Here is a 20801-nt window from a genome sequence, read left to right as displayed (position 1 = left end):
GTACAGTAGGAGTATGGCGTTATGAACAAGTGGATGAATGGTCTTCGGTGGGCTCTGGGGGTTACGCTGTTGGGTACGGCGCTAACGCTCGGTGGTGTGGGTCTGGTAAACCTGAGTGTGGGTGGTGCCTGGGCCGAGAGTGAGCATGATGACGATGACCGTCGCGGTGAGCGCGATGACACGGTCTATAGCAATAGGGGACAGAGCGAGATCGATCCGGTCTACGTTGAAGAGTGTTCGGCGTGCCATCTGGCCTATCCGGCCCAGCTGCTGCCAGAGCGCAGCTGGCGAACGATCATGGCAGGTCTTGATGATCATTTTGGCGAGAGTGCCGAGTTACCGGAGGCGACCGCCAAACGTATAGAGGACTATCTTGCCGCCAACGCGGCGGATGTGAATCCGGGGCGGCGCTCCAAAAAGTTTCTCCGGGGTATCACAGACGATCAGACGCCGTTGCGGATAACCCAGACCCGCTACTTCAAGGGCAAGCATGACGAAGTGCCGCAGAGGCTGGTCAGCGGCAACCCGGAGGTCGGCAGTTTCAGTCAGTGTCAGGCGTGCCATGGCGAGGCCGCGCAAAGAGGTGTATTCGATGAGGATACGGTGGATATTCCCGGTTATGGTCGTTGGGACGATTAGTCTTACCAGTCAGCTGCTATGGGCAAAGGACAAGCTCGGGCCGGACGAAGCCCGGGCGCTGGTCAAGCGCGGTGAGATGCTCTCGCTTGATGAGCTGCTTGAGCAGCACAGTAAGCGGCTGGCCGGCCACCTTCTGGATGTGGATCTCGAGCGCGAGCATGGCCGACTGATTTACGAGATTGAGGTGTTGGGTGAGGATGGCCATGTGCGGGAGTTCGAGATCGACGCCCGCAGCGGTCAACTGTTGAAGCAGGAGCTAGAGGACTGATGCGTGCACCTGTTGCTGGTAGAGGATGACCTGAAACTGGTCGAGGCGCTTAAGCCACGTCTTAAGCAGGCGGGTTTTGCCGTCGAGGTTGCGCACGACGGAGAAGACGGGGCATTTCTGGGCACCGAGGAAAACTTCGATGTTGTGGTGCTGGATCTGGGTTTGCCGCGAAAGCCGGGGCTAGAGGTACTGCGCCAGTGGCGCAGCGCCGGGCTGGACATGCCAGTGCTGATACTCACCGCCCGGGACAGCTGGAATGAGCGGGTGGACGGGCTCAAGGCCGGTGCCGATGATTACCTCGGCAAGCCTTTCCACATCGAGGAGCTGCTGGCGCGACTGCAAGCGCTGATTCGACGCCGCCATGGCCATGCCCGGCAACAGATCGACGTGGCCGGCTTGCTGCTCGATCCCGACCGGCAAGAGGTCAGGGACCGTCAGGGCCAGTGGCAGAGTCTGACCGGCATCGAGTTTCGGCTGATGCGATACCTGATGTTGAACGCCGGACGTATCCTGTCGAAAACCGAACTCAGTGAGCATGTCTACGAAGAGGATCAGTTGCGCGACAGCAACGTGATCGAGGTGTACATCAATCGACTGCGCCAGCGCTTTGGCCGTGAGCTGATCGAAACCCGCCGCGGACAGGGCTACCTGTTGCCGGAACAGCCATCGGCTGAGGAGTCAGGCCAGTGACGGCGCGAGGTGTCAGCCTTGAACGGCAAATTCGCCATCGCCTGCTGTTGGGGCTGGTGGTCGTGTTCGGGGTGCTGCTGGTATTGCTTGATCGCTCGGTAACCTCGCTGGTAGAGGATTTCGTGCGCTCGCGTCTCCAGCACGATGCCGAAAGCCTGATCTCGGCGTTGCAGGATCAAGGCGAGACCGCCAACCCCCGTTGGGTGATCGCAGGCGATTCTTTGCCTCAGGTATACCAGCGGGTGCACTCCGGCCACTACTTTATCCTGACCGGAGGTGAAAGCACCCAGCGCTCACGTTCGCTCTGGGATCTGGAAATCAGTGTGCCGACGCTTGCTGTGGGGCAGAGTGCAACCGCGTCGATAGCGCCGTTGGACGATCAGCGCTGGCTAAGCTGGCAGCAGGGTTTCAGCAAGGGTGGAACCGATTTCACCCTGTGGATAGCCGAGGACATCGCGCCGCTACAGGCGATTCAACGGCAGTTCGAATTACTGCTGTTGGGGCTGGTGATGGTTGCCATACCGGTGCTGCTGTTGTGGCAACGCCTGATACTGCGCCGCGGCTTTGCCCGGCTGGAGCCACTGCGGCATACCCTGATCGAGCAAAGTCGCGGCAGCAATGCCGAACTGCCCCGCGATATACCGGAAGAGGTCCGGCCGCTTGTTGAGGCGATACGCACGCGCTTGAGCCGCTCGGGTGAGCAGATTCAGCGTTCACGCACGGCACTGGGTAACCTGGCGCATGAGTTAAAAAGGCCGCTGCAGCAGTTGCATTGGCGGGCGCAATCCTGTGATGACCCTGAGCTCAAAGAAGAGCTGGAGAGTATCCACGAACATCTGTTGCGCCGTATCGAACGTGAACTCAAGCGGGCCCGTATCGCTGGGGCTCCGATACCCGGTCAGCAGTTTATTCCGCAGGAGGAGGTGCCTCATATCCGGCGCTTGATCGAGCTGTCGGCCCGGCGCGAAGTGCGCTTCCACTCTGAACTTCCCGAAGGTGCCATGCCTTATGACCGGGACGATATGATCGAGCTGCTGGGTAACCTGCTCGACAATGCCTGGCGCTTTGCCGCTTCAAGTGTCTGGTTGTCGATTTGCCGTGAAGACGAAGGCTACCGTATTGAGGTTAAGGATGATGGTCCGGGGGTGGATACGCAGCACCTTGAGCGTCTTAGCGAGCGCGGGCTACGTCTTGATGAGCGCGATGCTCAGGGGCAGGGCTTGGGGCTGTCTATCTGTGCGGCAGTCATCGAGAGTTATGGCGGTGAGTTGCTGTTTGATCTTGCCGATACCGGTGGCTTGCGGGTGCTGATCCATCTGCCGGATTGAAGCGATTGATCATTTGCTCAAGCGTCGATTTTGCCTTCATTATTTCATCAATATTTATGATCTGCCGAACCTGCGAACAGCGTTCTGATTGCCTGTCTGTCAGCAGGGTTTTTCTATAAGCTATTGTTATTCAAATAAATATTTCGACTTCTATAAATATGGTGTCGTTCTGGTACGGGCTTTGCTCTGGTAGTCCACAGTGCTGATCCTACTAGCCATAACTATAAAAAGAAGTGTGAAATATGCCGTCTACACCTCTTCGCAACCCGTTCTCGGGTCGTATTAGCGTTCATTACCGTTCCGTTTTAATCACAGGTCTCCTCCCGCTGTTGCTGGCCGGCTGCGAAGCCCCGCTGGATTTGACTGGTGTCGAGCAGGAGCAGGGCAAGTCGATCCGTCGCACCGACCAGCTTCAGGCGCTAGCCGCCAATGACCGGGTTCAGATTGCCGTCGGTAACGACGGTCTGGTGCTTACTCGGTCTAAAGAGCCCCGCGCCATCGGACACGATCACTGGCTACGCCAGACCCTGCCCGGCGCGCCGGGCCTGATCGATGTCGAGGCCTGCGCCGATAACAGCCTGATCGCGCTGAGTTTCGATAAACAGCTTTGGCGCAGCGATGACGATGGCGCGAGCTGGCAGGCGTTCGCCATCCCCACCCAGGAGAACCTGCTCGATCTGACCTGCGCCCCCGATGGCCGCTACTGGGCCGTGGGCAGCTTCTCAACGCTGCTCTCAAGCGATGATCAGGGCCGGAACTGGCAGGAAAACTCCCTCAACGAAGACGCCATGCTCACCAGTATCCAGTTCATCGATGATGCCCTGGCCTACGCCAGCGGCGAGTTTGGTCTGGTGGCGCGCTCCCTTGATGGCGGTGAGAGCTGGGAGGTGCTGCCGCCGATGCTGGATGAGTTCTACCCACAGGCCACCCTGTTCACCGATGCCGAGTCCGGCTGGTCGGTGGGCCTTGATGGCACCGTGCTGCACACCACGGATGGCGGTGAAAGCTGGCAACTGAGCCCGACCCCGGTGGCCGCGCCGCTCTATGGCCTGCTCGACACCCATGACGGGCTTTATGCCTTGGGCGAGAACGCCACCCTGCTCAAGCACGAGGGCAGCCGGTGGACGCCGGTGCCGGTAGCGGCCCGGCCGGTGTACCTGCGCGCGGCACTGGCCACGGCCGAGGGCCTGCTGGTCGCCGGTGGTAATGGCACGTTGCTCAGTCTCAAGCGCTGATCACCTCCAGATTCCGATAACAAAAACTCGCGGATACGATCATGGATAAACACTCTGCCGAGGCCCACAAGGCCACGCACTGGTTGCACGCGTTCGAACAACGGGTGTTTGACTACCCCAAGACCATTCTCGGGCTGATCCTGCTGGCGACGCTGTTTTTCGCCGCCCAGGTGCCCAACCTGAAGGTCTACTCGGATTTTGCCGATCTGCTGCCGCAGACCCACCCCTATATCCAGCTGCACAACGAGATCAAGGAGTCGTTCGGCGGCGCCAACGTGATCATCGTCGGTGTCGAGTTCACTGAGCACGACATCTTCGATAACGCCGCGCTGGCGCGGATCCACCGCATCACCCAGGCGGTGGATTCCCTGCCCGGGGTCAACCACAACCTGGTGGCCAGCCTGACCCACCGCAACTCGCGCAAGGTCTGGCTGACCCCCGAGGGCAACGTCAACTCCGAGTCCTACTACAACCCGGAGCACACCGACCTTACACCTGAACAGCTCGATCAGTTACGCAAGGACGTGGTCGCCGATGCCCGGGTCTACGGCCCGCTGGTCAGCCCCGATATGCACATGGCGCTGGTTAAGGCGCAGCTGATCGAGGGCCAGCTCGACTATGCCGCCACCTTCGACAAGATCCAGCAGCTGCGCGAGTTGGAGGCGGCCCCCGGCGTCAAGATCCACGTCACCGGCCAGCCGATGTTGGTGGGCTGGGCCTACCAGTATCTGGATCAGATCCTGACCATCTTCCTGTTCACCGCGCTGATCATGGTGAGCCTGCTGATCTTCTACTTCCGCAAGGCCTACGGCATTCTGATTCCGCTGGCCGGGGTGATCGTCTCCTCGATCTGGGGTGTCGGCATCATCTCCCTGTTCGGCTACAACCTGGACCCGCTGAGTCTGGTGATCCCGTTCCTGATCTCGGCGCGGGCCATGTCCCACGGTATCCAGCTGGTCGAGCGTTACTATCAGGAACTCTCTGGCCACGCCGACCACCACCTGGCCGCACGGCTCACCTTCGAGAGCCTGTTCCGCCCCGGCAGCCTCGGCGTGGTCTCCGACGCCATCGGCCTGTTGCTGATCGCCATCGGCTCGATCCCGCTTAATACCAAGATGGCCCACTACGCGTCGATCTGGGCGCTGTCGATCATCCTCACCGTGCTGCTGGCGGTGCCGCTGCTGCTCTCCATTCTGCCCAAGCCGCGCCACATCGAGATCAAGCACAACCTGTTCCGCAATGTCGGCTTTATGTGTGCCGATCTGATCAGCGGCCCCCGCGCCGCCAAGCGTGCCCTGATGCTGGCCCTGTTCCTGCTGGCCGGTGGATTCTACTTCTCATCCAAGGTGGTGATCGGCGAGTCCGAGCCCGGTTCCCCGATCCTCTATCAGGATCACGACTACAACCGCTCATCCACCGCCGTGAATGATGCCTTCCCCGGCTCAGAGGAGATGTACATCGTCGCGCAGACCACGGAGAAGGGTGGTATCAAGCGCCCCGAGGTGTTGAAGGCGCTGGCCGACCTTGAGCGCACCATGCTGCTCGACCCCGGTGTCGGTGGTGCCAAGGGCGCGCCGGATCTGGTGATGCAGGTGAACCGCCTGCTGCACAACACCGACCCGCGCTGGCTACAGATCCCGGACGATCAATCCTATGTCGGCGGCCTGATGTACACCTACATGATGTCGAACCCGATTCCGGGTGCGCTGAATGAGTTCATCGACACCGATGAGCGCATCGCGAATCTCGTGTTCTACTACAAGGACCATCAGGGCGAAACGATTCGTCGCGCCATTCATACCGCCAAGCAGTGGATCGCCGAAAACGAGGGCAGGGTTGACGGCCTGACCATCCGCCTGGCCGGCGGCACCATCGGCGTTATCGCCTCGCAGAACGAAGCCGCATTCGAGACCAACCTCTGGGTGCTGCCGCTGGTGTTCCTGCTGATCTTCCTGTTCGTGACCCTGTTCTACTCCTCGCTGATGGCCGGGGCGATGATGTTCGGCGCCATGCTGTTCGCCACAACGCTGACCTACGCCTACATGGGCCTGGTGGGGATGGGGATCAACTCCAACACCGTGCCGATCATCGCCGTCGGGGTGGGCGTCGGCATCGACTACTCGATCTACATGATGGACCGTATCCGCGCCGAGATGACCAGCCTCGGTGACCTGGGGCAGGCGGTGCGCCGTGCGATCCGCACCACGGGTCTTGCCGTCAGCTTCACCGCTATCACCCTGATCGCCGGCATCGTCATGTGGGTGCTGCTGTCCGACCTGCGCTTCCAGGCCGATGCGGCGCTGCTGCTGATCGTCATGGTGGTGCTCAACGGTGCGGCGGCGATGCTGCTGGTGCCGAGCTGGGTACTGGCGTTCAAGCCCAAATTTATCTGCACCGCCTACGTCGATGAGGACGGCGTGATCCACGCCGACGACAGTCGCTCATCCGATGACGCAGAGGCCGAGCCCGTGGGGAAGGGCGAGCCGGTCTATCAGGCGAGCGAAACCCTCTCTGATGCAACCGCTAAACCATCGCTAGTCATGACCACCAAGGCATAAAACAGCTTTCTATAACAACAACGAGGCCACTTGATATGTCGAAAACAATAACAACGACATCCACCCGTCTGGCAGTGGCGGTATCCGCCGCTCTGAGCACAGGTCTTGGCAGCAGCGCCGTCGCAGCCGCCGAAACCACCTGGGCAGGATTCGTGGAGAACGCCACCTACCACCGCAAGGATGTGGGGATCTCCAAGTTCCGCAACACCGGCCAAGCCGAGTTCGAGACCAAGTTCGACTCTGACAGTTTCCGCTCGCTACGTCTGAACGGTGTGCTGCGTGGCACCTACGACGGGGTCTACGACCTCAACGACGGCGAGTTCGGCAAGGATGCCCAGCAAGACTATCTGGGGGCCGACTGGCACAGTAGCGACCTATCGTCGCCGACGATTCTTTCAGCCGGTGTCCCTTTCCCCTGCGATAACGATCCGACCCTCTGTGGCAACCTTGATGGCTACATGGATCAGGATGAGAACGACGCCAAGTTCCCCGACTTCAACGACCGGCTGGACTTTATCCGCGAGCTCTATCTGAGCGCCGACAAGGAACTGAGCAACGGTGATGTGCTTAGCTTCCGTCTGGGTAAGCAGCAGGTGGTCTGGGGCAAGACCGACCTGTTCCGCGTGCTCGATGTGATCAACCCGGTGGATTACTCGCGGCACAACATCTATGACGAGCTTGAGGATATCCGTATCCCGCAGTGGATGCTGACCGCTGAGTGGCGCATGGGCCCGAATCAGGTGCTGGACGACTCCAACCTGTCGCTGGTGTGGAACTTCGACAAGTTCCGTCCGAGTAATCTGGGTACCTGCGGTCAGTCTTACAAAATGCTCGATGCGGGATGCTTCTTCAGCTCACGTCTGGGACCCTGGCCCATCATTCATGACGTTGAGGAGCCTGAGTGGAGCCTGGCCAACACCCAGCTCGGTGCCAAGTGGGAAGGCGTCTACGGTGATGCCACTTTCTCCGTTAATGCGCTGACCTATCGCCAGCAGCTGCCGTCGCTGCACTTCCGCTACAACCCGGCGTTCAACCCGGCCAATCCGGTGGCGCCGGGCAACACACCTTTCCTTGAGGATGGTGTGTTTGATATCGAATTCCCGCGCGTGAACCTGCTCGGTGGCGCCATCGACTACTACTCCATGGATATGGATGCGGTCTGGCGAGTCGAACTGGCCTACACCGAGGGCGAGGAGCTTCCCCGCGACCTGGATGGGCACAAGGAGACCGATATGCTGCGCTACGTGATCGGTCTGGATAAGAATCTGGTGATTCCTCAGCTTGGCACCTCCAGCGCCTTCCTGATCTCCGGTCAGTTGTTCGGTGAGCACATCCTCGACCACGAAGCGGACATGCCCAACGACGAAGACAACTGGATCGCCACGGGCCTGTTCAAGGGCTGGTACATGAACAACCGCCTGAGCCCGCAGATCATCGCCGCGCATGACTTTGCAGCAGAAGCGACTGTGTTGGCGCCCAGCGTCTCCTGGACCCCAGACAATCACTGGATGTTTAACCTGGGTCTGAACGTGAAGTTTGGCGGCGACCAGAAGTTCCCATGGTCGGTAGCCGGCGGTGCGCCGGTTTACGAACCGCTGGCGCGCTTCACCAATGGGCCGATCGGTGTGGCCAATCAGGAAGACGAGATCCAGTTCACCATTCGCTACAGCTTCTAACCCTGACCCGATAACAAGAATCAAAGGTGTGAATATGTTGAAAAAAAGCCTTTTAGCCCTGTGCCTGAGCGCAGCTGTAACCTGCACTGCACAGGCGGCTGCGGTTTCTGATGAGGTGATCCAGAGCTCGTTTTTCCCCTACATGAATGGTATGCCGAGCTATCCGGGTTTAAGTGCCGGGATGACTATCAACCAGTCCAATGTCGATCAGTTCAAAGAGGTGCTGGATCCGGGTTTGTATATGTTCATCAAGGACGGTGCGACCGAGATCAAGGTGGGTGAAACCACCGATTTCGGGCTGCACCAGAGCTATATCGATGCCACCCGTCAATACTCGGGTGACGTCTCGCTGGGGGACGGCTATGGCGAGCTATCCAAGACTGTCGCCGGACGTCCTTTCCCGCAGGAGCCCTCGATGGATGACCCGCGTGCCGGCGAGAAGCTGGCCTGGAACTACAAGTATGGTTACAACTGGGGGGACTCCGCCACCATCTCTCCGTTCTACTGGACCATGCGGGACATGGGCTCGGGCAAGATGGAACGCACCATCAAGTTCAACTTCAACTTTCTGAACTTTACCCACCGCACTCAGCAGGCCCCGTTCCCGGAAGTGACCCCGAACCCGTCTGAACTGTTCCGCGGTATCTATGTGAAGGTGCTTGAACCGTTTGACGTCAAGAACACCCAGCTGCTGATCCACCGTTTCGAGGATGACACCAAGGTGGATAACGCCTACCTCTACCTTGGCTTCCAGCGCCGTGTACGCCGTCTGTCGTCGGGTCAGACAACCGATGCATTTTTGGGCACCGATGTCATGATCGAAGACTTCGAGGGCTATAACGGCCGCATCTCCGATATGAAGTGGGTCTACAAAGGCACGCGCAATATGTTGATGCCGTTCTATAACCACAACGATATGGTGCTGGATAGTGAAACCCATCAGGATGAGGATGGCTATCAGGTCGTTGCGTTCAGTGGAAAGGGTGGCTGCTTCCCCAATATTACCTGGCAGCTGCGCAAGGTATACGAGGTGGAGTCCATTCCTCAGGATGAAAACCACCCGATCAGCAAGCGCACCCATTTCATGGATGCGCAGACCTTCACCATCCCGCGCACCGTGGTCTACGACCGCAAGGGTGACATGTGGAAGAACTGGATAATCGGTCAGGCCCATCCCGATCACCATCTGCCGGTCAACAAAGGCACCGGTGTCTCGATCGACGATGCGTTCAGCATGATCGATATTCAGGCGCAGCACTGCACTACCGGTCAGTTCAAGGGGATCGTCGATCCTGAACGCAGCCCGGTGGACATCTTCACCGTGCAGAACATGCGAGCCTCGGGTAACTGATCCACCGGAACGACCCCTTCATTTTTTGGCCCGGCTAATGCCGGGCCTTTTCTTGTACGGTGCGACATTAACCGCGCTCTGGCGATGTGGTACACTGCCGCTCCGTTTGTGAACCGGCTCCGGCATGTCCCGATCTCCCGATATCCTGACAGCTCCCATCAGAACCACGCTGGTGCGTATGACGCTGCCGATGATGTTGGGAATGATCAGCCTGATGATGTTCAACATCGTCGATATCTGGTTTGTCGGCCAGCTCGGCACCGAGCCGATGGCCGCTCTGGCTTTTACCTTTCCCGTTACCTTCTCGATCACCAGTCTCGCCATCGGTTTGGGCGTTGGCAGCTCGGCGACTCTGGCGCGTCTTATCGGTGCCGGCAGCTCGGTGAAGGCGGCGCGCATGGCCACCGACAACCTGATCATGACGGTGCTGCTGATGGTGATAATCGCCGCAGCCGGATTGTTGCTGATCGACCCTGTATTCGGGTTAATGGGCGCAGAAGCACACCTGATGCCGTATATTCATGCCTATATGACTGTGTGGTTTTCAGGTTGTGTATTTCTGGTTCTGAACATGGTCTGCAACAGCATTTTCAGGGCCGCAGGGGATACCCGATTTTCCGGTTCGATCATGCTTGTCTCATCACTTATGAACCTGATCCTCGACCCGTTGCTGATATTCGGTATCGGGCCCTTTCCTGAACTCGGCATTCAGGGCGCAGCACTGGCCAGTGTCATGGCTTGGGCGAGCACAACGGTGATGGCGATCTACCTGCTGCTCAAGCGCAAGATGCTGCTGCCCGATCTGCCGAGGCTTGGCGAGATGCTGGAGCATTGGCGAACGGTGCTGAAGATCTCATTGCCTGCCGCACTTTCCAATATGATGACGCCTTTGGCGAACGGTGTACTGACCGCGGTGGTGGCAAACCACGGTGCCGAGGCCGTGGCGGCGTATGGTGTCGGCAACAGGGTGGAGTCACTCTCTCTACTGGTGTGTCTTGCGTTGTCGATGACGCTGCCGCCGTTTGTGAGTCAAAACTACGGTGCAGGCCATATCGAACGTGTGCGCAGAGCCTACAAGGGTGCCGCGCGTTTCGCACTTGCCTGGCAGGGACTGATCTTTGTGCTGCTGTTCCTGTTTGCCGATCAACTGTCGATGCTGTTCAGTGATGATGCCGAGGTGTCCGGCTGGCTATCGCTTTGGATGGTGCTGGTACCGGCAGGGTTTGGCTTTCAGGCGATCACCTTCCTAAGCGCCTCATCGTTTAATGCTCTGCATCAGCCCATGCGTGCCATGCGCATCAGTCTGTTCCGGTTGTTTATCATGTACGTGCCGCTTGGTTGGCTTGGCAGCGAACTGTTCGGGCTACCCGGCATGTTTGCGGCGTTGGTACTGGCTAACAGTATTACCGCGTTGCTGGCCTACTCATGGATGAATGCTTATCTGCGCCGTCTGTCCGGACGCGTGTAACCTCTGTGTCAAAACCCTCTATTAACCTTTCGTCGGCTTCGCTTTTTACACGGTTGTGAACTTTGTGCGCATCGTACTATGATCAAGCGATAGGGATACGCGCACAAATTCAAAACAGAATTAGAAATGGCCGGACATGTGCCGGTTTAAATGGAAATAAAGAGGGGTGCGAATCATGAGTCAGAAAGTAGCGATGGTAACTGGCGGTACGGGCGGTCTGGGTACAGCGATCTGCCGCAAGCTTGCCGATGCTGGGTTCAAAGTGGTAGCCGGTTACAACAGTGGCGGTAACCATGAGAAAGCCAAAGCCTGGCAGGCTGAACAGAAAGCTGACGGTTACGACATCGAAGTCGCCTATGGTGATGTTACCGACGCCGAGTCCTGCGCTCAGTGTATTGCAACGGTCAAGGAGTTGACCGGCAGCGATGTCAGCGTACTGGTCAACAATGCCGGTATCACGCGCGATGGTACATTCAAGAAAATGAGCTGGGATCAGTGGGATGAGGTGCTGACAGCCAACCTTGACTCCATGTTCCACATGACCCGTCTGGTCATCAACCCGATGTTGGAGCAGGGCTTTGGCCGCATTATCAACATCTCCTCCATCAACGCGCAGAAGGGCCAATTCGGTCAGTGTAACTACTCTGCTGCCAAGGCCGGTATCCACGGCTTTACCAAAGCACTGGCTCAGGAAGTGGCGTCCAAGGGGGTTACGGTCAACACCGTATCGCCGGGTTATATCATGACGGCGATGGTCGCCAAGATTGATCAGGCTGTGCTGGATAAGATCGCTTCTAACATTCCGGTTGGTCGTTTGGGTACACCGGAAGAGATCGGACGCACGGTCGCGTTTCTGGCCGATGAAGAGTCCGGCTACATCACCGGTGCGGATTTCTCCATCAACGGTGGTCAGCACATGTACTGATCTTCGGGTACCGGAGAGACAAAAAACCGGCGCTTATGCGCCGGTTTTTTTATGCAAGCTCTTAGGTCTTAGCACCCTGTGCGCTGCATCAGACGTTCAAACCGTCGGCGCAGTTGCGGGAAAACACCGCTGTAAGGGCGGGTTTTCCACTCCAGATCGAGCTCGATAACATCGCCCGTTGACGGGTTCTGGTTCTGTTCGGCCAAGGCCTGCTGCAGACGGCGCATCTGGTATTCCATCCGCTGTGCCTGATCGTCATCGGGTGTGGGTTGGCCTAGCAGAATTTCGAGCCTGATGCACAGTTCGCGGAACTGGCTTTCGCTGTCAGCGAGTTGGGTTTCCAGTTCATCGGTCGATTCGAGGGTTTGCTCGATGACGGCGATGCGCGCCATCAGACCTTCACGCCAGCGGGCCGGCAGTGATTTGATTGAGCCGGTTACTGCTTCCAGCATCTTCTCGATCATCCCTGTGTCACCGTCCAGAACAGCAGCTTCAGCCTTGTTCAGCATCTCGGCACAGCTATTGAAGGTGCTAAGGTCGGCATCTTTCATCGGCGCGGGGGTTTCATCCAGCGTGATCTGAGTGACTGGGCCTGCTTGCTCCTTGAGACGAGCAAAAATGGTGTCGCAATGGCCGCGAAACGCCTGCCAGAGTGCACGTTCTTCGCTGCGAAACGCAGGCCCTGTTGCTTTCCATTCACGCTGGAGCCCCTTGGCGGCCTCGGCTGCGGCACGCAGATCTTCCGCGTCAGCCAATTCGGCGGCCTGGGCGATCAGCTGCTGTTTGATATCGGCACAACGCTGATGCCAGTCACGCAACTGATGATCAAGGGTTTTAATCAGCTGATTGAAAGTGTGCTGGACCGTCTTGCCCGGCGCACGGTCAACCGGCGAGAACTGTTTCCACTCGCGCTTGGCGGTGTGGCAGATACGCTCGATAGCAGGCCAGTCAGCTTCATCCCAGTTGATGTTCTCAAGCAACTGACTCAGTTGGCGGCAGATCTCCTCACGCTGTTTGAGATTCTGCTCACGTACGTTGCGCAGTGCCGAAAAGTGGGTCTCGCAGGGCGCATAGGCCGACTCGGCCGCGGTGCGGAAACGCTGCCACAGTTTTTGTGAATGTACGCATGCGTTGGCGTCGAGTGCTTTCCATTCCTGCTGTAGCGCTCGAATCTGATCGGCCAGCGGCTGTGGATCAATGTCGGCTCCGATCAGGGCTTCCATGCGCTCACAAAGCGCTTCTTTCTTGCCGTTGATGGCAAAGCCCTGCCAGTCTTTCATCTCCTGCAACTGGGCGACCAGCGACTTGTAACGCTGTTCCAGATGGTTGTTTGCACTGCCGTTGAGACGTTGTAGCTGGTCGGTTGCCTGATCCTGATAACGCACCGCCACACGGATTTCGCCCTGTTCGATCGCCCGTTCAAGCGAGCGCAGGTTCTCTTCGAGTTGAGCGGCCAGCTTGCTGGCGTTCTCCAGCTTCTCCTGTTGGCGCTTGGACGCTTCTTTGAGTTGCTGCTCGATGTTTAAAAGCAGGTCGGGCTTGGACAGTGACTCGGGCCAGCGGATACCGCGCAACAGCTTTTCGATTTTGGCGGGCTCCAGTGTCTCGGCGGTCTGATCAGCGCACAACAACAGTTGCTCGCGGTTGAGCTCGATCTGTTGCAGAGCCGACAGGTACTGGTTTGCCAGCTTTAATTGGGTCTGCAGAGACTGCCCGAGTGGGCCGCTTTGAGAGAGCTGTTCGGCTTGTTCGCACAGCGCGGCCAAATCGGAACGGTGGTCGTCTTTATCGGCAGATTCGAGCTGCTCGACGATGGCGTGCTCCAGTGCGGCACAGGCATCAAGGTGTTCTTTAGCGGCCCGCTTTTGGGCTTCTTGCTGCTCAATCTGCGCTTTTTGCTGTGCGATGAACCGCTCGGCCTGTTGTGCCAGTGTCTGGAATGTGTTGTCACAATCGTCGGTGGTTGGAAGCTGTTCCCACTCGCGGACGATCAGATCAAAACGTGCCTGAAAATGCTGATGGTCCAGACCGTTGACCAGTGCGTCCAGAGAGGCGACCAGATCCTGGCGTCTCTGACGCAGGGCTTGCTGCTCGCGCTCCTGCTCCTTGTAGCGGTTCAGGGTATCGCGGGCGATGCGATGTACGGTTTTATCGCTGCCGCGACTTTCACGGCACAGGTTTTCCAGAACCTCTGGTTGCGTGACGCGCTCGGCGGCCTCGCGACGGATCTGGGCGGTTGCACCCTGCAAAGCCAGGCTGGCGAGAGTTGGCTCATCATCGATCAGGGCGAGGGCACGCTGCTGAATCGTGTTGCTGGCATCACAAAGCACGAGTATTTGCAGACTGTTGTTTTCAGCCAAGCGCTCGAGCCAGTGCTGCTGCTCCTGATCGGGTGCTTTTTGGAGATAGGTGGCGATAGCGCTGGCGGCATGCAGGCGCAGATCGGCATCCTGCTCGGATGTCAGTACCTGCATCAGCAGGGCCGGGTCGTCGACTCGTTGCAGCGCGGCGCGACGGACTTCGCTGCTGGCATCGTCGAGCAGCAGCTGGCGCAGAATGTCGATATGGGCCGGACGCTCAATACGCAGTTGGGCGACGGCGCGGGCACGCACTGCGGGGCTGGAATGACGCCACTTGGGTTTGAACAGATTTACAAACATCAATCACCACAAACCGGCGCTATGCGCTCGGTTACTCAATCGGAGAACCAGACAGCAGAGTGGGGCTGCAAGGCAGCTCCATGCTCCGGCGTACTGACGTTTTCAGTGTGTCCCTGGCGGGCGGGCAACTATTCTACCGGCCTCGGGTAAGGCAGGGAAAGCCTTGACAAGGCTCAAAAGATCGGCAGGGAACCCGCACTCAGGCCGGTTTCAGTTCGACATCGCCGTCAACATAGACCCAGCGGGAGTTTTCGCGGCGAAAACGAGAGCGCTCATGTAACGCACCTTTATCCGGTCCGGACTGAAAGCGTGCTTCAAACTCGACAATGCCGGTAGTGTCCTCAGGGCCACCTGCCTGGGTGTCCAGTATTGTCAGCCCCGTCCAGGTTGTGACCTGGGTTTGCTCGGCCAGCAGCTCGGCCTCACCGGGATGGCGCATCTCAGGCGCCAGGGTCTCAATCAGGTAGTCCACGGCACCCAGGGCAAACGCACTATAGCGGGAGCGCATCAGCGCTTCGGCGGTCGGGGCCGGAGTCACGCCGCTTAGGGCCGGTTCGCAACATGCCTTGAAGGTGCGGCCAGAGCCGCAGGGGCAGGTGTGGTTACCGCTCTGTTGATCATGGAGCATGCGTGAAATCCCGTTAAATGGTAGTGTGTTGCCCCAGTATACATGAAGCACCGATACGGATCCGAGATGGCAGCCAACGCTACCGAAACCTTTTTTTGGCACGACTACGAAACCTTCGGCACAGACCCCAAACGCGACCGTCCGGTCCAGTTTGCCGGTGTGCGCACGGATGCCGAGTTCAATATCATCGAAGAACCGCTGGTGATTTTTGCAGCGCCATCGGAGGATGTGCTGCCTCATCCTGTGGCCTGTCTGGTCACCGGCATTACGCCTCAGCACGCGTTGGCAGAAGGGGTGTGCGAGGCCGAGTTTATCCGCGCAATCCACAACGAATTATCAAGGCCTGGCACTTGTGCAGTCGGTTACAACAGTATTCGTTTCGATGACGAAGTGACGCGCTACACGCTTTATCGCAACTTTTACGACCCCTATGCGCGCGAGTGGCAGAATGGCTGTTCCCGCTGGGATATTATCGACATGTTGCGCCTGACCCGGGCTTTACGCCCGGATGGGATCGAGTGGCCGGAGTATGAGGATGGTACGCCAAGCCTGCGCCTTGAGGATTTGAGCCGTGCCAATGGCCTTGCCCATGAGCAGGCGCACGATGCCTTGTCGGACGTATATGCCACCATCGCAGTGGCCAAACTGGTGCGGGATCGCCAGCCCAAACTGTTCAACTACGTGTTGAACAACCGCAGCAAGCGCGCGGTGCAGGCGATGCTGGATGTCGCGACCATGAAACCGGTGCTGCATGTATCGTCCAAATACCCTGTGCAGTGGGGCAACGCCGCTGTAGTGGCGCCTTTGTGCTGGCATCCGGTCAACCGTAATGCGGCGGTTGTCTGGGATTTGCGCATCGACCCTACGCCGCTGTTCGAGCTCAGTGTCGAGCAGATTCGCGAGTTGCTTTATACCCGTCATGACGAGCGTCCCGAGGGGGCACCTGAGATCGCGCTCAAGCTGCTACACAGCAATCGATGCCCGATCGTTGCGCCGGCAGGCATGCTGAACGGAGAAGAGGCACAGAGGCTGAATATCAACGGCGATGTGTGCCGGCGTCATCTTGCACTATTGAGATCGGAACCGGGGCTACAGGCCAAGCTGGCCTCACTGTACACCGAAGATCATCCACCGGCCGATGGTGATCCTGACCATATGCTGTACAGTGGTGGTTTCTTTGGCGATGCAGACAAGGCCTTGATGGAGCGTATTCGCCTGGCGTCGCCTGATGAACTGTCGATGCTGGAGCTGCCGTTTCAGGATCCACGTCTTGAGGAGATGCTGCTGCGCTATAAGGCGCGGAACTATCCAGAGGCGATGCATGAAGAGGAGCATCAACGCTGGGAGGAGTACCGCTCGCGCAAGCTGCTTGATGAAGACAACAATGGCTATCTTACGATTCCGAAGTTCTATGAAGAGCTCAACCGTTTGGCACAGCTGCCGACAACCTCGGAACGGGATAAACAGATACTCGAAGAACTCGCTTACTATGCCGAATCGATCTACCCGATGGAGTTTTAAGCTCGCTGCGTTGCTGTGCAGCCTGATGCCGTCGGCGCAGTCGATGGCGGCTGGCCCTTTACCGGGCAGTCGTAGCGATGTTGAGGCCGATTATCGCGTGGTTGGCGTCGCTGAGCCGGCGGCGCAGTCAATCGCATCTGGTTCTTTTCTGGGCAGTCATGGCAATGTGGAGATCGACTATCACGTGGTTGAAGTCGCTAAGCCGGCGGCACTGCCAGAGGTGACGGTGGTTTATCCGTCAGAGCCTTTGCCCGTGCATGAAATTGTGGTCGAGCCGGTAAATGTTGCTCCGTTGGCAGGAGAGGAACTGGTGTTTGCACAGATCCAGAAGGACGCGTTGTTACCGGATATCGACGTATTGTCCGAAGAGGCGCCGGGGCCCTCGCTGGTGCCACCGCCGCCGTTCGGGACTCATCGTAACGTGATCGAACTCTAGACCTTATTCCGTTCAGGGCAGCGTGGCGCTGCCCGGCACAAACTGCTGCTCGGTTTTAAGTGCATCGAGCAGGGCCTTGTCATCACCGCCGCTGTCACCCTTGTTGCTCTGGTTGCCGAAGCTGCGAACGGCTAGCTCGCGTGAGCGCAGCTGTTGCAGACGCTTGGTCAGTTGCGTCAACGTGACCTTGTTCACCGCGGCGATCATCTGTTCAGGTGTATCGAAGGCGGTGTTGTCTCGATCCAGCTCCCGCCAGAAACGGGACGTACGCTCTTTCAGCGAGTTGTCCCGCTGATCGATGCGGGAGATCAGGCTACGCCGGAAGCCATCGAGCGTCTGCTCCGGCAGTTCAGCGAGCGACTGTTGCATCTGGTCGAGAAACACGTTGAACGCCGCTTCCAGGTTGACCGGATCTGCCACCGGGGATTGCACCACCAGCGCTATTCCCGGCACCTCACTTAACGGCATGAAGCTGGCAAATACGATGTAACCGAGCTGTTGCTCGGTGCGCAGCTGGTTGTAGAACGGCGTTGAGATGATCTCGTTCAGCAACGCGATCTCTGACCGGGTTTGTATATCGGTATTCTCGCCCTGCATGTAGAGGGTCAGGGCAGAATCGTTGTGATCGAGATCCAGTGTCGCATGCAGGGTGCGGCCTGCCGGCAGCTGTACCACTGGCAGTTTCGGTGTGGCGGGTGCCGGGCTGTTGGCGACAAGGGCGTTATAGACCTTCTCTGCCATCAGACGAGCACTCTCCTCTGTCAGGTTGCCGTGTGCAAGCGCACGCATATGCACATGGCTGAACAGATTCGGCAGATAGTTTTGCAGATCGGCAAGTGTCAGCGGCTCCAGCGCTTTTAGCTGCTCCTCGTCTGTCCACTGGGGCAGCAATGAGCGATACAGGGTGCTGAACGTCTGGGTGTAGGGCTTCTCCTTGCTGGCGTTTTCGAGATCTTCTTTCAGTAGCTGTTTAATTCGCGCAAATCGGGATTCTGAGCTCGGTTGCTCTTTGGCGGCTCTTAGAATGGCGTCAAGCAGCAAGGGCATACGGTCATTGTAGCCGGTCAGGCGCAGGCTGATGCCTCTGGAGTGATCGTAGATATCGGCCGAGAGGCCGGCGAGGCTTGCGTCGTACAGCACCTCGTTCAGCCGGTCGCTGAGCATGCGCGCGTACAGCTCATTGAGCACCGCCGCCTTGGGTGTGATGTTGGCCGTATCGGTGAGCAGTGCAAGGTAGAGATTGGCCCGTGGAACACCGAAACTATCATCCTGCAGGAACCAGAGGTCACCACCTTCGGCCTGCCAGATACGCTCAGGCGTGGCTTCTGGCTGGCTGTCGGCGGCCAGCAGGCTCAGATCATGGGCGACAAACGGGTTCAGGCCGCGGGCATAGAGCTGCTCGTTTTTTGCCGGCTTTTGCCAGCTGGCCAGTGCTTTTTCATCCGGCTTGCCGAGACGGTAATCAATCTCGTAGCGGGGCGTGCGCTGGTCTGTGGACAGGTTTTGGGCGGCGCGGGTTAATACCAGGTGTTCCGGTGTCAGTTGATCAAGATAGCCCTTGATCAGCTCGGCATCGAAACTGTCGTAGCGGTAGGGGGCATCCAGAAGATGCACCGCCGGATAGCGCGACAGGCTCACCGACAGGTTGGTTACCTCATGAATCGCTTCACGGGGTTCGCGGAAGCGGAAGTCGGTATTGGCAAGCAGGGCCTCTTCGTCATAAAGCTCCTTTCGCACACCCGAGTGTTTCAGTGCGTCGATATAGCTAAAGAAAAGGCCAACCACCTCGTTGTAGTGCTCAAACCCTGCTTCCGTGAGCTCAATACCGACATTGAAACTGGCCTGCCCCTCAAGGTCCATACCGGCAGACGCACCGAGCGCCTGCGCCCAGCCCTTCTGTTTGAGTAGGCTTAGCAGGCTGCCTTCGCCTTCGTAACCGACCAGACTGGCGATGTAATTGACCGGCTTTTTGCGCCAGTACTCGCGCATCGGCTTGATCGGGAAGCTGAGTTGGAGCTGGCGTGTCTGCATCAGCGTGACGACATCGAGCTGCTTGGGAAGCTGATCGGCATCGTACAGTGGCGTGTCGATTGTCAGTGCCTTGAGGTCACGGTCGGGCACCGCTGCAAAGCGCTCCTCGACCAGCTTGCGCAACTCGCTCGTAGATTGATTTCCGACCACGGCCAGTGTCATCAGGTTGGCGGAGTAGTGGTTTTTGTAAAAGGTTATCAAATCGTCGCGCACAGGGCTTGCGGGGCGGTCGGCGAGTGTATCGAGGTTGCCGACAGCAAATTGACTGTAGGGGTGCTGCGGGTTCATCGCCAGTTTTCCGGCGACATAGAGACGGCGACCGTCATCGCGAATCTTGGCCTTGAACTCGGAGTGCACGGCGTGACGTTCACGGTCGACATACTGCGGCGTAAACAGGGGGGAGATGAAAAACTGGGCGAAACGGTCCAGTGCGTCCGGCAGCGCGTCGGCCTTTACATCGAAAAAGTAATTGGTGTGATCGAAGGCGGTATAGGCGTTGTGGCTGCCGCCATTGGCACTGATGAACTGCTGGTAGGCGTCGGCCTCCGGGTATTTTTCGGTGCCGAGAAACAGCATGTGCTCTAAAAAGTGAGCCAGTCCTTCACGCCCTTTGGGGTCGTTCTGGCTGCCTGCCTGCACATTCAGCGATGCCGCGCCCTTGTCAGACGTTGGGTCGGACACGACAACCACCTGCAATCGATTGGGCAGGGTGAAAACTTCATATTGGCGGCTGTCGGTGGGGCTCTGAATCGGCATGGCCGCCCGTACTGGCAGCGCCAGTATGACGAACAGCAGCAGGGTGAATCGGATCGCACGTGAACTCAGGCTATGCATTCGCAATCGGGTCCCGTTCCAGTTGGGTTGTCATCTCGGGTCGTGAGATGTTCAGATACACTGCTCTGACTCTTTCCGGTGCCCGGGGGTTCCCTCGGTGCCGCGGCGGATGCGCAGGGCAGTAACTGCCTATACAATCGGCGAAGTGTACATAAGGAGTTTGCACGGATGAATCGCGAAAAGGTGATCTTCGCTTTCTTTATCGTTTTGGCGCTGACGCTGAACTTCGGTTTTTTTATCGGCGAGATCGATAATCCCGACCATCACGATGTGCTGGAGCTGTTTCTGGCGCTGGTCGTCAGTCTGATCTGTACGGTGCTCAAGTTTGGTGACCGCAGTCATCTCGGTGCGCTGATGCTGGCAACCAGCCTGGTCGCCGACCTTCAGCTGATCATATCGGCCGGTATTTGGGGTTACGGTGAACATATTGCCCCGGCGGGCATGGAGGCCGAAATCATGGCGAGTGTCGTCTCCTTTGCAGGCGGTGCGTTGGTCGCCAACGTCACATCGGTGATCCTGCTGATGGTGGAAACAGTCCTGATCCGGCGCTGAT

16 protein-coding genes are annotated in these 20801 nt (G+C 58.3%); 13 read left to right on the top strand and 3 right to left on the bottom strand.

The annotated features are described in order from the left end of the window. Positions 1-21 precede the first annotated feature (21 nt). From ADIMK_RS01365 to phbB, 10 genes are all read left to right on the top strand, one after another. Positions 22-639, top strand: coding sequence for a diheme cytochrome c (locus tag ADIMK_RS01365; protein ID WP_036182717.1), 618 nt, complete (start codon positions 22-24; stop codon positions 637-639). Beyond that, positions 620-907, top strand: a complete 288-nt coding sequence (locus tag ADIMK_RS01360) for a PepSY domain-containing protein (RefSeq protein ID WP_051692292.1) — start codon at positions 620-622, stop codon at positions 905-907. The genes ADIMK_RS01365 and ADIMK_RS01360 overlap by 20 nt, the downstream gene beginning before the upstream one ends. 3 nt (positions 908-910) lie before the next feature. Next, complete coding sequence (locus tag ADIMK_RS01355) at positions 911-1597, top strand: response regulator transcription factor (protein ID WP_036182714.1); 687 nt, start codon at positions 911-913, stop codon at positions 1595-1597. After that, positions 1594-2925, top strand: a complete 1332-nt coding sequence (locus ADIMK_RS01350) for a sensor histidine kinase (protein WP_036182712.1) — start codon at positions 1594-1596, stop codon at positions 2923-2925. The genes ADIMK_RS01355 and ADIMK_RS01350 overlap by 4 nt, the downstream gene beginning before the upstream one ends. Before the next feature lie 242 nt (positions 2926-3167). Continuing rightward, positions 3168-4160: a WD40/YVTN/BNR-like repeat-containing protein gene (locus tag ADIMK_RS01345; RefSeq protein ID WP_036182710.1), complete on the top strand. Its 993-nt coding sequence runs from the start codon at positions 3168-3170 to the stop codon at positions 4158-4160. A gap of 41 nt (positions 4161-4201) precedes the next feature. Next, entirely contained in the window at positions 4202-6718 is a 2517-nt protein-coding gene (locus ADIMK_RS01340) for an efflux RND transporter permease subunit (protein ID WP_036182708.1), read from the top strand. Between the two features lie 35 nt (positions 6719-6753). Continuing rightward, positions 6754-8394, top strand: a complete 1641-nt coding sequence (locus tag ADIMK_RS01335) for a DUF1302 family protein (protein WP_036182707.1) — start codon at positions 6754-6756, stop codon at positions 8392-8394. A gap of 34 nt (positions 8395-8428) precedes the next feature. Then, positions 8429-9745 (top strand): DUF1329 domain-containing protein, encoded by a 1317-nt coding sequence (locus ADIMK_RS01330; RefSeq protein WP_036182705.1) that lies wholly within the window; start codon positions 8429-8431, stop codon positions 9743-9745. 124 nt (positions 9746-9869) lie between these two features. Continuing rightward, complete coding sequence (locus ADIMK_RS01325; protein WP_036182703.1) at positions 9870-11213, top strand: MATE family efflux transporter; 1344 nt, start codon at positions 9870-9872, stop codon at positions 11211-11213. 175 nt (positions 11214-11388) lie between these two features. Then, positions 11389-12138 (top strand): acetoacetyl-CoA reductase, encoded by a 750-nt coding sequence (gene phbB / locus ADIMK_RS01320; protein ID WP_036182701.1) that lies wholly within the window; start codon positions 11389-11391, stop codon positions 12136-12138. Between the two features lie 68 nt (positions 12139-12206). On the opposite strand, the gene ADIMK_RS01315 is transcribed toward phbB, so the two are convergent. Further along, complete coding sequence (locus tag ADIMK_RS01315; protein ID WP_036182699.1) at positions 12207-14798, bottom strand: DUF349 domain-containing protein; 2592 nt, start codon at positions 14796-14798, stop codon at positions 12207-12209. A 199-nt stretch (positions 14799-14997) separates the two neighbouring features. Continuing rightward, complete coding sequence (locus ADIMK_RS01310; RefSeq protein WP_036182697.1) at positions 14998-15426, bottom strand: YchJ family protein; 429 nt, start codon at positions 15424-15426, stop codon at positions 14998-15000. 66 nt (positions 15427-15492) lie between these two features. On the opposite strand from ADIMK_RS01310, the gene sbcB reads away from it, so the two are divergent. Together sbcB and ADIMK_RS01300 are read left to right on the top strand one after the other, a co-directional pair. Next, entirely contained in the window at positions 15493-16947 is a 1455-nt protein-coding gene (sbcB, locus tag ADIMK_RS01305; protein WP_036182695.1) for an exodeoxyribonuclease I, read from the top strand. After that, the gene (locus ADIMK_RS01300) at positions 16916-17383 is read left to right on the top strand and encodes a hypothetical protein (RefSeq protein ID WP_156042734.1); all 468 of its coding nucleotides are present in this window, start codon (positions 16916-16918) and stop codon (positions 17381-17383) included. Before sbcB ends, ADIMK_RS01300 begins: the two co-directional genes overlap by 32 nt. Positions 17384-17395: 12 nt before the next feature. On the opposite strand, the gene ADIMK_RS01295 is transcribed toward ADIMK_RS01300, so the two are convergent. Continuing rightward, a complete protein-coding gene (locus ADIMK_RS01295; RefSeq protein ID WP_036182691.1) occupies positions 17396-20248 on the bottom strand; it encodes an insulinase family protein in 2853 nt (950 codons plus the stop codon). A 168-nt stretch (positions 20249-20416) separates the two neighbouring features. On the opposite strand from ADIMK_RS01295, the gene ADIMK_RS01290 reads away from it, so the two are divergent. Next, positions 20417-20800, top strand: a complete 384-nt coding sequence (locus ADIMK_RS01290; protein WP_036182689.1) for a DUF6394 family protein — start codon at positions 20417-20419, stop codon at positions 20798-20800. The last annotated feature ends 1 nt before the right edge of the window (position 20801 follow it).

It is taken from the genome of Marinobacterium lacunae (genome assembly GCF_000705555.1).
GTDB lineage: Bacteria > Pseudomonadota > Gammaproteobacteria > Pseudomonadales > Balneatricaceae > Marinobacterium_D > Marinobacterium_D lacunae.
Note: the sequence above shows the minus strand (reverse complement) of the source record. Positions and strands in the feature narration are given on the sequence as shown.

What these genes read in the sequence shown, in the direction of transcription:
- ADIMK_RS01365 (WP_036182717.1), top strand. Translation starts at nt 22, where the DNA reads ATGAACAAGTGGATGAATGGTCTTCGGTGGGCTCTGGGGGTTACGCTG.
- ADIMK_RS01360 (WP_051692292.1), top strand. Translation starts at nt 620, where the DNA reads ATGGTCGTTGGGACGATTAGTCTTACCAGTCAGCTGCTATGGGCAAAG.
- ADIMK_RS01345 (WP_036182710.1), top strand. Translation starts at nt 3,168, where the DNA reads ATGCCGTCTACACCTCTTCGCAACCCGTTCTCGGGTCGTATTAGCGTT.
- ADIMK_RS01340 (WP_036182708.1), top strand. Translation starts at nt 4,202, where the DNA reads ATGGATAAACACTCTGCCGAGGCCCACAAGGCCACGCACTGGTTGCAC.
- ADIMK_RS01335 (WP_036182707.1), top strand. Translation starts at nt 6,754, where the DNA reads ATGTCGAAAACAATAACAACGACATCCACCCGTCTGGCAGTGGCGGTA.
- ADIMK_RS01330 (WP_036182705.1), top strand. Translation starts at nt 8,429, where the DNA reads ATGTTGAAAAAAAGCCTTTTAGCCCTGTGCCTGAGCGCAGCTGTAACC.
- ADIMK_RS01325 (WP_036182703.1), top strand. Translation starts at nt 9,870, where the DNA reads ATGTCCCGATCTCCCGATATCCTGACAGCTCCCATCAGAACCACGCTG.
- phbB (WP_036182701.1), top strand. Translation starts at nt 11,389, where the DNA reads ATGAGTCAGAAAGTAGCGATGGTAACTGGCGGTACGGGCGGTCTGGGT.
- ADIMK_RS01315 (WP_036182699.1), bottom strand. Translation starts at nt 14,798, where the DNA reads ATGTTTGTAAATCTGTTCAAACCCAAGTGGCGTCATTCCAGCCCCGCA.
- ADIMK_RS01310 (WP_036182697.1), bottom strand. Translation starts at nt 15,426, where the DNA reads ATGCTCCATGATCAACAGAGCGGTAACCACACCTGCCCCTGCGGCTCT.
- sbcB (WP_036182695.1), top strand. Translation starts at nt 15,493, where the DNA reads ATGGCAGCCAACGCTACCGAAACCTTTTTTTGGCACGACTACGAAACC.
- ADIMK_RS01300 (WP_156042734.1), top strand. Translation starts at nt 16,916, where the DNA reads ATGCCGAATCGATCTACCCGATGGAGTTTTAAGCTCGCTGCGTTGCTG.
- ADIMK_RS01295 (WP_036182691.1), bottom strand. Translation starts at nt 20,248, where the DNA reads ATGCATAGCCTGAGTTCACGTGCGATCCGATTCACCCTGCTGCTGTTC.
- ADIMK_RS01290 (WP_036182689.1), top strand. Translation starts at nt 20,417, where the DNA reads ATGAATCGCGAAAAGGTGATCTTCGCTTTCTTTATCGTTTTGGCGCTG.